The 13,463-nt window shown below is 70.4% G+C and carries 10 protein-coding genes; 4 read left to right on the top strand and 6 right to left on the bottom strand.

Features of this window, described 5'->3' with window-relative positions:
* The first annotated feature begins 87 nt into the window (after positions 1–87).
* The 3 genes from VKA29_RS10150 to VKA29_RS10140 all read left to right on the top strand — a co-directional run bounded on the left by VKA29_RS10150 (position 88) and on the right by VKA29_RS10140 (position 5,567).
* Positions 88–1,425: a GAF domain-containing protein gene (locus tag VKA29_RS10150; RefSeq protein WP_324784986.1), complete on the top strand. Its 1,338-nt coding sequence runs from the start codon at positions 88–90 to the stop codon at positions 1,423–1,425.
* A 56-nt stretch (positions 1,426–1,481) separates the two neighbouring features.
* Positions 1,482–3,005: an aldehyde dehydrogenase family protein gene (locus VKA29_RS10145; RefSeq protein WP_324784985.1), complete on the top strand. Its 1,524-nt coding sequence runs from the start codon at positions 1,482–1,484 to the stop codon at positions 3,003–3,005.
* 876 nt (positions 3,006–3,881) lie between these two features.
* Positions 3,882–5,567, top strand: a complete 1,686-nt coding sequence (locus VKA29_RS10140; protein WP_324784984.1) for a ribonuclease J — start codon at positions 3,882–3,884, stop codon at positions 5,565–5,567.
* A gap of 335 nt (positions 5,568–5,902) precedes the next feature.
* Here the strand turns inward: VKA29_RS10140 and VKA29_RS10135 are convergent, their stop codons facing one another.
* From VKA29_RS10135 to VKA29_RS10110, 6 genes are all read right to left on the bottom strand, one after another.
* Complete coding sequence (locus tag VKA29_RS10135; RefSeq protein WP_324784983.1) at positions 5,903–6,289, bottom strand: aldehyde dehydrogenase family protein; 387 nt, start codon at positions 6,287–6,289, stop codon at positions 5,903–5,905.
* An 81-nt stretch (positions 6,290–6,370) separates the two neighbouring features.
* Complete coding sequence (locus VKA29_RS10130; protein ID WP_324784982.1) at positions 6,371–6,859, bottom strand: GNAT family N-acetyltransferase; 489 nt, start codon at positions 6,857–6,859, stop codon at positions 6,371–6,373.
* Positions 6,860–7,444: 585 nt separating this feature from the next.
* The gene (locus VKA29_RS10125; RefSeq protein WP_324784981.1) at positions 7,445–8,869 is read right to left on the bottom strand and encodes a DEAD/DEAH box helicase; all 1,425 of its coding nucleotides are present in this window, start codon (positions 8,867–8,869) and stop codon (positions 7,445–7,447) included.
* 648 nt (positions 8,870–9,517) lie between these two features.
* Positions 9,518–9,706, bottom strand: coding sequence for a hypothetical protein (locus VKA29_RS10120; protein WP_324784979.1), 189 nt, complete (start codon positions 9,704–9,706; stop codon positions 9,518–9,520).
* 252 nt (positions 9,707–9,958) lie between these two features.
* Positions 9,959–10,789: an oxidoreductase gene (locus VKA29_RS10115; RefSeq protein WP_324784978.1), complete on the bottom strand. Its 831-nt coding sequence runs from the start codon at positions 10,787–10,789 to the stop codon at positions 9,959–9,961.
* Complete coding sequence (locus VKA29_RS10110; protein ID WP_324784977.1) at positions 10,786–11,358, bottom strand: helix-turn-helix domain-containing protein; 573 nt, start codon at positions 11,356–11,358, stop codon at positions 10,786–10,788. The genes VKA29_RS10115 and VKA29_RS10110 overlap by 4 nt, the downstream gene beginning before the upstream one ends.
* A 624-nt stretch (positions 11,359–11,982) precedes the next feature.
* Here VKA29_RS10110 and VKA29_RS10105 point away from each other — a divergent pair.
* Positions 11,983–13,347 (top strand): ABC transporter substrate-binding protein, encoded by a 1,365-nt coding sequence (locus tag VKA29_RS10105; protein ID WP_420718467.1) that lies wholly within the window; start codon positions 11,983–11,985, stop codon positions 13,345–13,347.
* Positions 13,348–13,463: the final 116 nt, after the last annotated feature.

The following is a 13,463-nucleotide window of genomic DNA, read 5'->3' as shown; positions in this document are numbered from 1 at the left end:
GTTCGGGTGACGGCGGTCGAAAAGGTTGTCCCCGCGAAGGCCGGGCGTGACGATGTCCCCAGCCGCATCGCATCCGGGGAGGCCGAGTTGACCGAGCCGTGGGTGGCCCTGGAGCCGGGGGCCGACCCCGCCGAGCGCGCACGGATACTGCGCCGCGCGCATGAGACGTTCACCGAGGCGGGTACCGTGCCGAGACCGGTGCGGCCGGTGGTCGCCGAGTCATGGCGGCGTTCGGCGCGCGCCGGGGTGGGGCCCGACGGCACGGCGAGCGTGGAACTCGAGGACGGGGACCTCGGCGCCTACCGTGCCGAGCATCCGCTGGCGCGGGTGATGCCGCTGTTCAGGGAGCTGGTGGGGACGTTCGCCGCGGACGGCGAGCATCTGCTCGCGGTGTGCGACGCGCACGGCAGGCTGCTCTGGGTCGAGGGCCACCCGACGACGCGGCGGAGGGCGGGGCGGATGAACTTCGTGCCGGGCGCCCGCTGGTCGGAGACGGCGATGGGGACGAACGCACCGGGTACGGCGGTCGCGGTGGACCGGCCGGTCCAGGTCTTCGCGGCCGAGCACTTCATCCGGCGGGTCCAGCCCTGGACGTGCGCCGCGGCTCCGGTGCACGACCCGCGTACCGGCCGGGTGCTCGGCGCGGTGGACGTCACCGGCGGGGACGGACTCGCGCATCCGCACAGCCTGGCGTTCGTGCAGGCGGTCGCGCGGGCCGCCGAGTCACAGCTGGCGCTGCTCGATCCGCCGCGGCCGGCCGTCGGCCCGCCCGAGCTGACCGTGCTGGGCCGCGACGAGGCGCAGTTGCTCACGGACGGGCGCCGGATCAGGCTGAGCCGCCGGCACAGCGAGATACTGGTCCTGCTCTCCCGCCACCCGGAGGGGCTCACCGGTGACGAGTTGCTGTGCGCGCTGTACGAGGACGAGTCGGTGACGCCGGTGACGCTGCGGGCCGAACTGGCGCGGCTGCGCAGGATCCTCGGCCCGGGGCTGCTGGCCTCGCGGCCGTACCGGCTCACCGTGCCCGTCGAGTCCGACGTCGGCGTCGTCGAGCGGCGGCTGCGGACCGGCGCGGTCACTTCGGCCGCGGCGGCCTACACCGGGCCGTTGCTGCCCGGCTCCCGGGCCCCGGCGGTCGTACGTCTCAGGCACCGCGTGGCGGACGAGCTGCGGACGGCGCTGATCGCCCGCCGCGATCCCGACCTGCTCGCCGACTGGGCACACGCGCCGTGGGGCGAGGAGGACCTCGACGTCTGGCGGTCGCTCGCCGCGGTGCGGCCGTCACCGGCGGTCCGCTCCCGCCTCGCGGCGCTGGAGGCGGAGCTGGCGCTGCCGGCGGGCGGGCTCCGGACGCCGCGGGGCGGACGCCGGGCGGCGGTCATCGGGCCCGACGCGGCAACGTGGTTGCAACGTGCGCGTCCCTAGCCTCCGGACGGACGCTGCCCAACGGCGGGCGGCGCTGTCGAAGGAGGCACTCCGGCATGACCCGTTACGCGGCGCCCGGTACCGAGGGCGCGATCGTCTCCTACCAGGCGCGTTACGACCACTTCATCGGGGGCGAGTACGTGCCGCCGGTGCGCGGGCAGTACTTCGAGAACCCGTCACCGGTGAACGGGCAGCCGTTCACCGAGATAGCGCGCGGTACGGCGGAGGACGTGGAGCGGGCGCTCGACGCGGCGCACGCGGCCGCCCCGGGCTGGGGCCGCACGTCGGTCACCGAACGCTCGGACATCCTGCTGAAGATCGCCGACCGGATGGAGGCCTACCTCGAACCGCTGGCGGTCGCCGAGAGCTGGGAGAACGGCAAGCCGGTGCGGGAGACGCTGGCGGCCGACATTCCGCTGGCCATCGACCACTTCCGCTATTTCGCGGGGGCGCTCCGCGCGCAGGAGGGTTCGCTCGGCGAGGTCGACGACGACACGGTGGCGTACCACTTCCACGAGCCGCTCGGGGTGGTCGCGCAGATCATCCCGTGGAACTTCCCGATCCTGATGGCCACGTGGAAGCTCGCCCCGGCGCTGGCCGCGGGCAACGCGGTGGTGCTGAAGCCGGCCGAGCAGACCCCGGCGTCCATCCACTACTGGCTCAGCCTGGTCTCCGACCTGCTCCCGCCGGGCGTCATCAACATCGTCAACGGCTTCGGCGTGGAGGCGGGCAAGCCGCTGGCGTCCAGTCCCCGGGTGGCGAAGGTGGCGTTCACCGGCGAGACCACCACCGGCCGGCTGATCATGCAGTACGCCTCGGAGAACATCACCCCGGTCACCCTGGAACTCGGCGGCAAGTCCCCGAACATCTTCTTCGAGGACGTCTGGTCGGCGGACGACGACTTCCGCGACAAGGCTCTCGAGGGCTTCACGATGTTCGCCCTCAACCAGGGCGAGGTGTGCACCTGTCCCTCGCGCGCCCTGGTGCAGCGGGGCCACTACGCGGAGTTCATGGAGGCGGCGGTCGCGCGGACCCGGCAGATCACGACCGGCCATCCCCTCGACACGGACACGATGATCGGCGCGCAGGCGTCCAACGACCAGCTGGAGAAGATCCTCTCCTACCTGGACATCGGCCGCCAGGAGGGCGCCAAGGTCCTCACCGGCGGTGAACGGATCGAGCACGAGGGCGAGTTGAAGGGCGGCTTCTACGTCCAGCCGACCATCTTCGAGGGCGACAACCGCATGCGGATCTTCCAGGAGGAGATCTTCGGCCCGGTCGTCTCGGTGACCTCCTTCGACGACTTCGACGACGCCATCAAGATCGCCAACGACACGCTGTACGGTCTCGGTGCGGGCGTGTGGACGCGGGACATCAACACCGCCTACCGTGCGGGCCGCGCGATCCAGGCGGGCCGCGTCTGGACGAACTGCTACCACGCCTACCCGGCGCACGCGGCGTTCGGCGGCTACAAGGGATCGGGCATCGGCCGCGAGACGCACAAGATGATGCTGGAGCACTACCAGCAGACGAAGAACGTTCTTTGCTCCTACAGCCCCAAGAAACTCGGGTTCTTCTAGAGCCTGAATTCGGTTGCCTGGAGGCGTCGTTGCGCTCCAGGCAACCCGAAATAACGGCTGCAATCTGTGATCGACTGGAGCCTTCGCGCTACTGTCTCACACCCAAGGGAATCTCTCCCGGACCAGTCGTGGACCAAACTGCGCCGAACGACATCACCCCACAAGCCGCCCGTTCATGAGCGCCGCGAGTCCATGAGAACGCCTCCTGGCACCGCATCAGATCGAATGCCGGGCGTGCGTCCCATCACTCGCGCACCGACTGTCGCAGTCGGCTCTCAGCGGGTGACGTGTTTCTTCTGTTTGATCACGGGCGGGGGCTTCGCGTATCGCTGCGGCTGCGCCGCCCGCAGTCCCACGCCACCCGGACCTCGTGCGGGGCTGCTCCTCGCGGTCACGGACGTCACCTTCGACTTCCCGGGACCGGCTCGAGACCACGGCCGAGCCACCCCGCCCGACCTCGTCGTCGAGTTCATGGGGCACCACATCGGGTTCCGGCATGGCTGACGGGGGCGGCGAGTGCTTCGGGAACACCGCCAACGGTCCGGCCGGCGAGAGAAGCTGCCTCGGGGCGCTCTCGGCCCACTTGCTCCTGAGCGCCGAGGCACCCGTGTCTCGACCGCTTCGAGTGGACCAGTGCCGAGGCCCACCGGGAGGTGGCGAACGCCGGAAAACACGACAGGGTGCACGAGATCTTCTCCGGCACCGGGCGAAAGGTTCGGCCACGGAAGATGGTACGGCTTTCACCCCTGCCTGTTCCGGACGCCGACGTGATCCGGTCGTGCCGAGTCACCCGGTGCGGGTATCCCGCTCCGTCGGGAAAGGGAGATCGCACAGGCAATGGATCACCCCGCCCCGCTGTCCGGGTACCGTCAGGGTATGAGTCATCCGCACCCCGAGCTGAAAGCCGCCCCACCCCTTCCCGAAGGAGGGCTGCGGGTCATCGCCCTGGGCGGCCTGGGTGAGATCGGCCGCAACATGACCGTCTTCGAGCACGCGGGCAAGCTGCTCATCGTCGACTGCGGCGTACTGTTCCCCGAGGAGACCCAGCCCGGCGTGGACGTGATCCTGCCGGACTTCACCTCGATCCGGGACCGCCTGGACGACATCGTGGCCGTGGTCCTCACCCACGGCCACGAGGACCACATCGGCGGCGTGCCGTACCTGCTGCGCGAGCGGTCCGACATTCCCGTCGTCGGCTCCAAGCTGACGCTGGCGTTCCTGGAGGCCAAGCTCAAGGAACACGGCATCCGGCCGCGCACGGTGCGGGTGCGGGAGGGCGACCGGCGTGGTTTCGGGCCCTTCGACTGCGAGTTCGTGGCGGTCAACCACTCCATCCCCGACAGCCTCGCCGTCGCGATCCGCACCCGGGCCGGGATGGTGCTGCACACCGGCGACTTCAAGATGGACCAGTTCCCCCTCGACGACCGCATCACCGATCTGCGCGCCTTCGCCCGCCTCGGCGAGGAGGGCGTGGACCTGTTCCTCACCGACTCCACCAACGCCGAAGTACCGGGCTTCACCACCTCCGAGCGTGAGCTGAATCCGGCGATCGAACAGGTGATGCGCACCGCGCCGCGCCGGGTCATCGTCTCCAGCTTCGCCAGCCACGTGCACCGCATCCAGCAGGTCCTGGACGCCGCCCACCAGCACGGCCGCAAGGTCGCCTTCGTCGGACGGTCGATGGTCCGCAACATGGGCATCGCCCGTGACCTGGGCTATCTGAAGGTCCCCTCCGGTCTGGTCGTGAGCACGAAGGAGCTGGAGAAGCTCCCGGACCACAAGATCACTCTGGTGTGCACCGGCTCCCAGGGCGAACCGATGGCCGCGCTGTCACGGATGGCCAACCGCGACCACATGATCCGCATCGGCAAGGACGACACCGTCCTGCTCGCCAGCTCCCTCATCCCCGGCAACGAGAACGCCATCTACCGGGTGATCAACGGACTCACCCGGTGGGGCGCCCACGTGGTCCACAAGGGCAACGCCAAGGTGCACGTCTCCGGGCACGCCAGCGCCGGCGAACTCGTCTACTGCTACAACATCGTCAAACCCCGCAACGTCATGCCCGTGCACGGCGAATGGCGCCACCTGCGGGCCAACGCCGACCTCGCCATCCGTACCGGTGTCGACCCCGGACGGGTCGTCATCGCCGAGGACGGCGTCGTCGTCGACCTCGTCGACGGACGCGCCTCCATCACCGGCAAGGTCCCCGCCGGCAACGTCTACGTGGACGGCATGGAAGTCGGCGGCGCCACCGAAGCGTCCCTCAAGGACCGCCTCACCCTCGCCGCCGAAGGCGTGGTCACGGTGGTGGCGATCGTCGACGCAGACACCGGAGCCCTCGCCGAGGCCCCCGACTTCCTGGCCCGCGGCTTCGTCCACGACGACGCCACCTTCGAGCCGGTCATCCCCGTCATCGAGAAGACCCTGGCCACCGCGGCCGAGGAAGGCGTCGGGGACGCGCGCCAACTCGAACAACTCCTCGCCCGCGCCGTCGCGAACTGGGCGTTCCGCACCCACCGCCGCAAGCCCCTCATCATCCCCGTCATCATCGACGCCTGAACCACAGCCCGGCAGCACGGTCCCGGTTCCGGCCGCGGCCTCGCCGGCACCGACGCCGGGCACGGGAGTAAGCAGCCACCCCAGCAGGCCGGGGTGGCAACCCACTCCACATGATGCGTCACCAGAAGGGTGTCGGCCTGCGCGAACCGTGGAAAAGAGCAGCTCAGCACCACTTTCTCGGCTCGCCGCGCAGCGTGCGGGCGCACAGAGCCTCAAACGAGCGTCACGGCCGAGCGGCCCGCGCCTACTGCTCAGGTAAGAATCGGCCGTGACAGCCGGCTCGCGGCGCAGGCTCGCTTACCGCGCGCACCACTTCTGCGGCCGCCACAAGGGATTCACCCCCCCCCAGCGATCGAGTCGCAGCGACGTCGAGAATTCGCGGAGTGCACGCGGCATCGCGCCGACCTCCAAGCTCGGGGAAATAGATGTCGGTGACGGCGCGCCACTGCGGGACAGCGGCAAGGCCCGTGGGGAAGCGGAAGTCCGTAGTCCGATCCGTTGGCGATCTCGACGGCCTCGTTCTCTGAGGAGAACGCGGTGACTGTGACCACCGGGCCGAAGATTTCCTCGGTCGCGGTGCGCGTGTTGCGGGTTTTCGGCCACCTGAGCGGGAGAGGCTGGTGGACGAGCTCAACGCTCTGGGAGTGCCGGAGGCAAGGAAGTGGCCGGGGGCGGCCGTTGGCGCAAGCGATCAACCCGCCAGGCCAGAGGCGACGGCACACACGGAGCCGCGGCGTCCAGCGGCTCCTGCATGCCGACCACCGTGCAGGCGAGGCCGGTGCCCCGCGGGCCGGCACACCGCGTCATTCCGAAGGAATGCGAAACTCGAATTCGGGACGGTCCCACGGCACGGCGGGCGGGTTCGCGAACGCGGTCCCGGTCCGCACCGCACCGACGCGGTGGTAGAAGTCCTCGGCGGGAAGATGCGACACGACCTTGAGACGGTCGAGCCCGGCGGCACGGGCCTCGGACTGCATGTGCGCCACAAGCATCCGTCCAATACCCCGTCCTTGCACTTCGTCGGCGACGAACAGCAGGTCGAGCTCCGGTGGAGCGAGGACGAGCGAGTAGAACCCGAGGACCCGGCCTCCATGCTCGTCGCCGCCGACGGCCACGAAGGCGCGGTGTTCCTCGATGTAATCAGGACCGACCCGGTAGCCCGCGACTGCGGCTGCGTACTTACCCTCGTAGGCACCTGAGCCACGCACGAGCCGCGTGAGCCGTTTGGCATCCCGCGCGACGGCCCTCCGTATCGTGATCGGCTGACTGATCGGAAAAGGGCGTGAACTCATCGGGAGAGTATTTCGCACCGGGGAATGCCTTCGTACGGCGGGTCGGCTGCTCGGGCAGGCGTTCCTGCACCGCTCCCGGGAACCGCTCGCCCAGGCCCCGATCGGCCACGTCACTGCCGCCGAATCGGCCGCCCGCAAGCAGCCGCTGGAGGCCCGAACCGGTGCGGAGGAGCTGGAGAACGGTGTGGTCGACGGCTGCTCTCCCTGGGCCTGCCGTGGCGAAGCCGAGCCGGTACAGGAGAATTCCGAACCGGCCTCATGAGGCGGATCACCCTCGACCTGTTCGCCGGCCCCAGCGGCTGGAGCCACGCCCTCACCCGTCCCCGGGGTCCGGGACATCGGCCTGGAGCGGGACAGCTGGGCCTGCAGGACCATTCCCATGCCGCCCGTGCCCAGTTCTCGCTCGACGGTGTAGGCACCGATCCGCCGTGGCAGGTCCGCGCCGTTCTCCATCGCCTGCACGCCTCCTCTGTGCACGGTCACCCGTACGTGACGCCGTCCGATGCACCCCGGCCGATCTCCGGTCCCGCGTATCCGTCCAGCAGCGTGGACGAAGACACCGCCCGGCAGTCCGGGAAGCCGGTCTCAGCCGCCGCGCCGCACCCGGGCCGCCTTGCGGGCCTCCGCGAGCTTGCGGGCCTCGCTGCTCTTGCGGGACGACGACCTGCCACCGGAACCGCTCTTCGCGTCCTTGGTGCTGCCCAGGCCGCCGAACGGGACGTTGTGGTTCTTGGGGCGCGGTACGGCCGGCCCGTCGTCGAGAGGCTTTCCGGAGGGGGCCTTGGCGCCGGTGATCCGGCTCAGCTCCGCCTCGCCGGACCGCACTTTGGTGACCTTGGGGGCGACGTCGGCGTCCGCCATGACCTGGCTCGTCTCGCGGCGCTGCCCCGGCAGGACGAGTGTCACGACGGTGCCGGAGCGGCCGGCCCGGGCCGTGCGGCCCGCGCGGTGCAGATAGTCCTTCGGGTCGGTGGCCGGGTCGACGTTGACCACGAGGTCGAGGTCGTCGACGTGCAGGCCGCGTGCGGCGACGTTCGTCGCTACCAGCGCGGTGATCTGCCCGTTCTTGAACTGGGCCAGGGTCCGGGTGCGCTGCGGCTGGGACTTCCCGCTGTGCAGGGCGGCGGCGGCCACGCCGCTGGCCCGCAGATGCCGCGTGAGCTGGTCGACGCCGTGCTTGGTGTCCAGGAACAGCAGGACGCGGCCGTCCCGAGCGGCGATCTCCGTGGTCACGGCGTACCGGTCCGGGCCGTGCACGACGAAGGCGTGGTGCTCGATCGCGCAGACGGCGCTGGACGAAGGATCCACCGAGTGGACGGCGGGGTCGCGCAGGTAGCGCTGCACCAGCCGGTCGACGTCGCCGTCGAGCGTGGCGGAGAACAGCATCCGCTGCCCGTCGGGACGTACCTGGTCCAGGATCCCGGTGACCTGCGGCAGGAACCCCATGTCACACATCTGGTCGGCCTCGTCCAGGACCGTGATGCGCACCCGTCCCAGTCGGCAGCCCTTGCGCTCGACGAGGTCGTGCAGCCGACCGGGCGTGGCGACGACGATCTCGGCACCATCCCGCAGCACGGCGGCCTGCCGTCCGATGGACACGCCGCCCACCACGGTCGCGAGCCGCAGCCGCAGCGCCTCGGCGTACGGGGTGAGCGCCTCACCGACCTGCTGCGCCAGTTCCCTGGTGGGCACCAGAACGAGCGCCAGCGGCTCTTTCGGCTGCGCGCGCTGCCCGGCCGTCCGGGCGAGCATCCCCAGGCCGAAGGCGAGCGTCTTGCCGGATCCTGTGCGGCCCCGGCCCAGGACGTCCCGTCCCGCGAGCGCGTTCGGCAGCGCCGCCGCCTGGATAGGAAAGGGCACAGTCACACCCTGCTCATCGAGCGCCCGCAGCACCTCGGCCGGCAACCCCGACTGGGCGAAGGACGCCGCGTTGGGCACTGCCGAAGTGGCGCCCGACGCCTCGGACACATCGTCCTGCCGCCGGGCATCGGCACGTGCTGATTCGCTCACAGAGAGCCTTCCTCCGAAGGGACCGTACCGAGGAAGGCGCGGCAGGGACGCGGCCGCCGACCAGAGACACCCAACGGAGCACCGACACAGCGACACAGCAAAAGCGCAATGCTAGCACGGGGCACGCCGTCCGGGCCTCCCTAGCCGCACCGCTCAGCCGAGGAACGACAGCCGGACCCGCCTGTGCGGAGCCATGTGGTGCCCCAGGGACACTCCCATCGACGCCCAGTGCGGCCCCCGCCACCACGATCCGGACCAGGAGCGGACCAACTTCGCTTCTCCTTCGGCGATTTCCCTCATTCCCTCAGGTCAGCGGCGGATTGGGCCGTGTACCGCCAGCAGACGAAGAACCTCCTGGTGTCGTACTCGCCGAAGAGGCTGGGCTTCTTCTAGACGCGTACGGAACGGCGCCTGACCCGGGGTTGCCTCCCGTCAGGCGCCTTTCCCGCAGCCCGACCTCGACGAGCCCGACCTCGACGAGCCCGACTTCGACGAGCCCGGCCCGCGCGCCGCGATCTTCGACCGCGGCCGCCTTGCCGTCACTGGCCGAACTCCGGCTGCGCGACAGGCCCTCGGCCCGGCCTTTCCGCCCGTACAGGGTGACCTGGCGGCGGCCGCCGACCGACCGTGGGGGTCGAGCGGCCGGTGTCAGGGCCGGTAGGTGCGGAAGAAGTCGAACGCCGCCGTGGCTCCGGACCCGCCCATCGAGACCAGGCCGATCCTCAGGTCACTGCCCGCAGGGAGCGTCCAGGTGCCGCCGGCGATCCAGTGGTGCCCGTCCCTGCTGGTGAGCGCCTGCAGACGGTGTTCACCGGAGACGGCGGTGGAGCGCCTCATCCGGGGGTGTCCCGCTCGGGCCTGAAGGGCTGAACCGGCTCGCCTGGCACGGGCCGCGGGCGGCACCTGCCAGGCGGACGGGCGGGCAGGCAGGCGGGCGGGCAGGCGGGTCAGGGCATGCACGACGTCATCGCCCACCACGTGACGCCTGACGCCTGACGCCGCCGAATATGCGCGCCGGTGTGCCGGAGCTCCGGCCCGGCGCATCCCGCGCGGCGCTCCCGGGCGGGAGGCGAGCGGAGCCGGGCGCGGTCAGGCGTTGAACTGGAGGCGCAGGTAGGCGTCGAAGGCCCGCGCCCCGAGCAGTCGGCGGGTGTGGACCAGGGCGACGGCGGCCGGTGTGACCAGGTAGCGGGTCCGGGGACGCTTCGCCGTCACAGCCCGCTCGACGGCGGCGGCCACCGCTTGCGGTCCCGCGGTGAGCAGCCTGGAGCGGTACGACTGGGCCATCTGCCGGTCGGCGGCCCTGTTGAGCGCGGCATAGGCGCCGCCGTCGGGTTCGGACTCGGCGAGTGTGCCGGAGGCCGTCTCCTCGAAGCCGGTGCGGATCAGGCCGGGCTCGATCAGACTGACCTTGACGCCGAAGGGAGCCGCTTCGAAGCGCAGGGCGTCGCTCAGCGCCTCCACGGCGTACTTGCTGGCGTGGTAGTAGCCTCCGACCGGGAAGACGATCCGTCCGCCCATGGACCCGATGTTCACGACGCGGCCGTGCCCGGCGGCGCGCATGCCCGGCAGGACGAGTTGGGTGAGCCGGGCGAGTCCGAAGACGTTGGTCTCGAACTGGCGGCGCACCGCGTCGAGAGCGGTCTCCTCGATCGTGCCGTACTGGCCGTATCCGGCGTTGTTGACCAGGGCGCCGACCGAGCCGTGCCGTTCTTCGACGGCGCGCACGGCGGCAGCCATCGATTCCTCGTCGGTCACGTCGAGGGCGAGGGTCCCGATGCCCTGCGCGGCCAGTTCGGCGAGTGCGGCCGGGCGGCGTGCCGTGGCGTAGACGGTGAGTTCCTCGCGGCGCGCGAGGCGCTGTGCGGTGGCGCGGCCGATGCCCGATGAGGCTCCGGTGATCAGGACAGCGGTGGTCATGGTGTGGTCTCCCGGTCTGCGGTCAGGCCGGCGATCATGAGTTCGACGCCTCGACGGAGGAGGCCGAAAGCGGTTTGCGGGTCGGTGGTGTCCGCCTCCAGTCCGCGGGTGAGCGCCAGGAGGAGTTCGGCGGTCTCCGCGGAATCCGGGCCGAGGCCGGAATGCCGGAGTGCGTCGCGCAGCAGGCCGCGCATCGTCTCGTCGTAGTGCGCGAGGAGTTCGCCGGACAGCCGGGCGTCCACCGCGAGCAGTTCCGCGGCGTGTGCCGGGCTGTCGTGCCAGACCCGCATCACCATCTCCAGCTTCGGCCGCAACGCTCCCAGGATCCGGGGGGCCGGCTCGCCGCCCTGCGCGAGGGCCTGGCGGGTGGCCTCCAGGGCATCGTCGAGCATGCGTTCCACGAGCCGGTGGAAGGCGTCCTCCTTGTTGCGGACGTGCTGGTAGACGGCCGGCCGGGACATCCCGGCGGCTCGGGCGATGTCGTCCATGGTGGTGCGGCGGACGCCGTGCCGGGTGAAGCAGGTGTAGGCCGCGTCGAGGACGGCCTCGACACGCTCATCTTTGGACATGCTGACAATCTATGCGTGGAATGTCAGATCGTCAAAGGCCCGGCCCGCGAAGCGCACGCGACCCCGCGAGAGCGTCCACTTTCGGTGTTACCGGCGTCACACCGAACGATCCACGCCGGAGGTCGTCGGCCGCCGCTCGCGGGCATCCCGACACCCGTCGGCCCGCGAGCGGCGGCCGACGACGCGTATGCGCCCGCATATTCCGTTTCCGGCTCCGGACGTCGACCGAGGCCCGTCCGGCCCTCCACGCGACGAAGCCCGCCCGGCTTCTCGTTCAGCCTGTCGAACAGCAGCGTTGAGGCATCACCGCGAACGGCGCACCGTCAGGCACCGGAACCTGTCGAACGGCTGGACAGACACCGCCGACCACCCCGTCGGTTCGCGTCTGCACATTCCCTGAATCGCTTCCGGACAGCGTTCGGCAATCCCGTCCCGTGATCGGCAAAGCCAATCCCCCCAGGCAGGGAGCAACGCCCGAGGCGCCCTCTCACCCGATAACGGTTCATGTTTGATTCCGTTATCCAGCGATCGAGTGTGTTGACTTTACGAGGAGGTAACAGTCAATGTGTCCGCACCCCGCCACTCCGGGAACGTAGCGGAGCGGCACGCACTCGAGGAGACGCCATGTCACTGCGGACCCATCGCCCTGCGCTTCGCCGCGCCCTGGTGGCACTTACCGCACTCCCCCTGCTCGCCACCGCGGCGTGCGGCGGCTCCGGCACCAAGGACAGTGCGTCGGGCGAGCAGGCCAAGTGCGAGAAGAGCGAGGGCAAGGTCAAGCTCACGTACTGGTCCTGGATCCCCGGCGTGGACAAGGCGGTGGCCGAGTGGAACCGCCAGAACCCCGACATCCAGGTGACCGTCAAGTCGGTCCCGAACGGCAACGCCGGCACGTACCAGAACATGTCGAACGCCCTGAAGGCCGGCAAGGCCCCCGACCTCGGGCAGATCGAGTACGACTCGCTGGCGAGCTTCCGCCTCCAGGACGGCCTCACCGACATCGCCTCGTGCGCGGGCGTCAAGCAGGCCAAGGGCGACTTCGTCGACTGGACCTGGTCCCAGGTGACCTTCGGCGCCGACGGCAAGGACGGCGTCTGGGCCGTGCCGCAGGACACCGGCCCGATGGCGCTCTTCTACCGCAAGGACCTTTTCGAGAAGTACGGCATATCGGTCCCGAAGACCTGGCAGGAGTACTACGAGGCGGCCAGGAAGCTGAAGAAGGCCGACCCGAAGGCGTACATGACGCACTTCTCGCAGACGGACCCGAACTGGTTCAGCGGTCTGCTGTGGCAGAAGGGCGCGAACATGTTCGGCCAGGACGGCGACAAGTGGAAGGTCGACGTCGACAACGCGGCCGCCGGCGAGGTGGCGGACTACTGGCAGAAGATGATCGACGAGAAGCTGGTCGCGACCGACCTGCAGGGCTTCTCCCCGGCGCTCTACAAGGCGTGGAACAACGGCGAGGTGGCGACCTGGGTCAGCGCCGCCTGGGGCTACAGCACCATCCGTGACAACGCCAAGGCGACCGCCGGCAAGTGGGGCGTGGCTCCGATGCCGCAGTGGTCCGCGGGCGAGAACAAGGCCGGTAACTGGGGCGGCTCGACGACGGCGGTCCTCGGCGACAGCAAGCACCCCTACGAGGCCGCGAAGTTCGCGCTGTGGCTGAACACCGACCCGAAGGCGCTGGAGATCCTCAACCGTGAGGGCGGTCTCTACCCCGCGGCCACCGCGGGCCTCGATCTGGCGGCGCTGAAGAAGCCGGTGGACTTCTACGGCGGCCAGAAGATCTTCGACGTCTTCGCGGACGCCGCCAAGAACGTCACCACGGACTGGACCTTCGGCCCGACGATGACGGACACCTACCGCTTCATGGGCGACGGCATCGCCGGAGCGCTGGGCGGCCAGGGCACGCTCAAGGACGCGCTGAAGACGACCGGGACCAAGACGGTGGACTCCCTGGAGAAGCAGTCCCTCGAGGTCGCCAAGTAGGTGGCACCGGCCGGCGGGGCGGGTGCCCCGTACCGCCGGCCCGCCGGCCGGTCCCGGCCGCCGGCCCGACCGCCGGCCTGATCGGCGGGTCCCGCCCGCCGGGTCGCGCCCGCCGG

This window comes from Streptomyces sp. H51 (assembly GCF_035656535.1).
Taxonomy (GTDB): Bacteria; Actinomycetota; Actinomycetes; order Streptomycetales; family Streptomycetaceae; genus Streptomyces.
Note: the sequence above shows the minus strand (reverse complement) of the source record. Positions and strands in the feature narration are given on the sequence as shown.

What these genes read in the sequence shown, in the direction of transcription:
- VKA29_RS10120 (WP_324784979.1), bottom strand. Translation starts at nt 9,706, where the DNA reads ATGAGGCGCTCCACCGCCGTCTCCGGTGAACACCGTCTGCAGGCGCTC.
- VKA29_RS10110 (WP_324784977.1), bottom strand. Translation starts at nt 11,358, where the DNA reads ATGTCCAAAGATGAGCGTGTCGAGGCCGTCCTCGACGCGGCCTACACC.
- VKA29_RS10145 (WP_324784985.1), top strand. Translation starts at nt 1,482, where the DNA reads ATGACCCGTTACGCGGCGCCCGGTACCGAGGGCGCGATCGTCTCCTAC.
- VKA29_RS10115 (WP_324784978.1), bottom strand. Translation starts at nt 10,789, where the DNA reads ATGACCACCGCTGTCCTGATCACCGGAGCCTCATCGGGCATCGGCCGC.
- VKA29_RS10130 (WP_324784982.1), bottom strand. Translation starts at nt 6,859, where the DNA reads ATGAGTTCACGCCCTTTTCCGATCAGTCAGCCGATCACGATACGGAGG.
- VKA29_RS10140 (WP_324784984.1), top strand. Translation starts at nt 3,882, where the DNA reads ATGAGTCATCCGCACCCCGAGCTGAAAGCCGCCCCACCCCTTCCCGAA.
- VKA29_RS10105 (WP_420718467.1), top strand. Translation starts at nt 11,983, where the DNA reads ATGTCACTGCGGACCCATCGCCCTGCGCTTCGCCGCGCCCTGGTGGCA.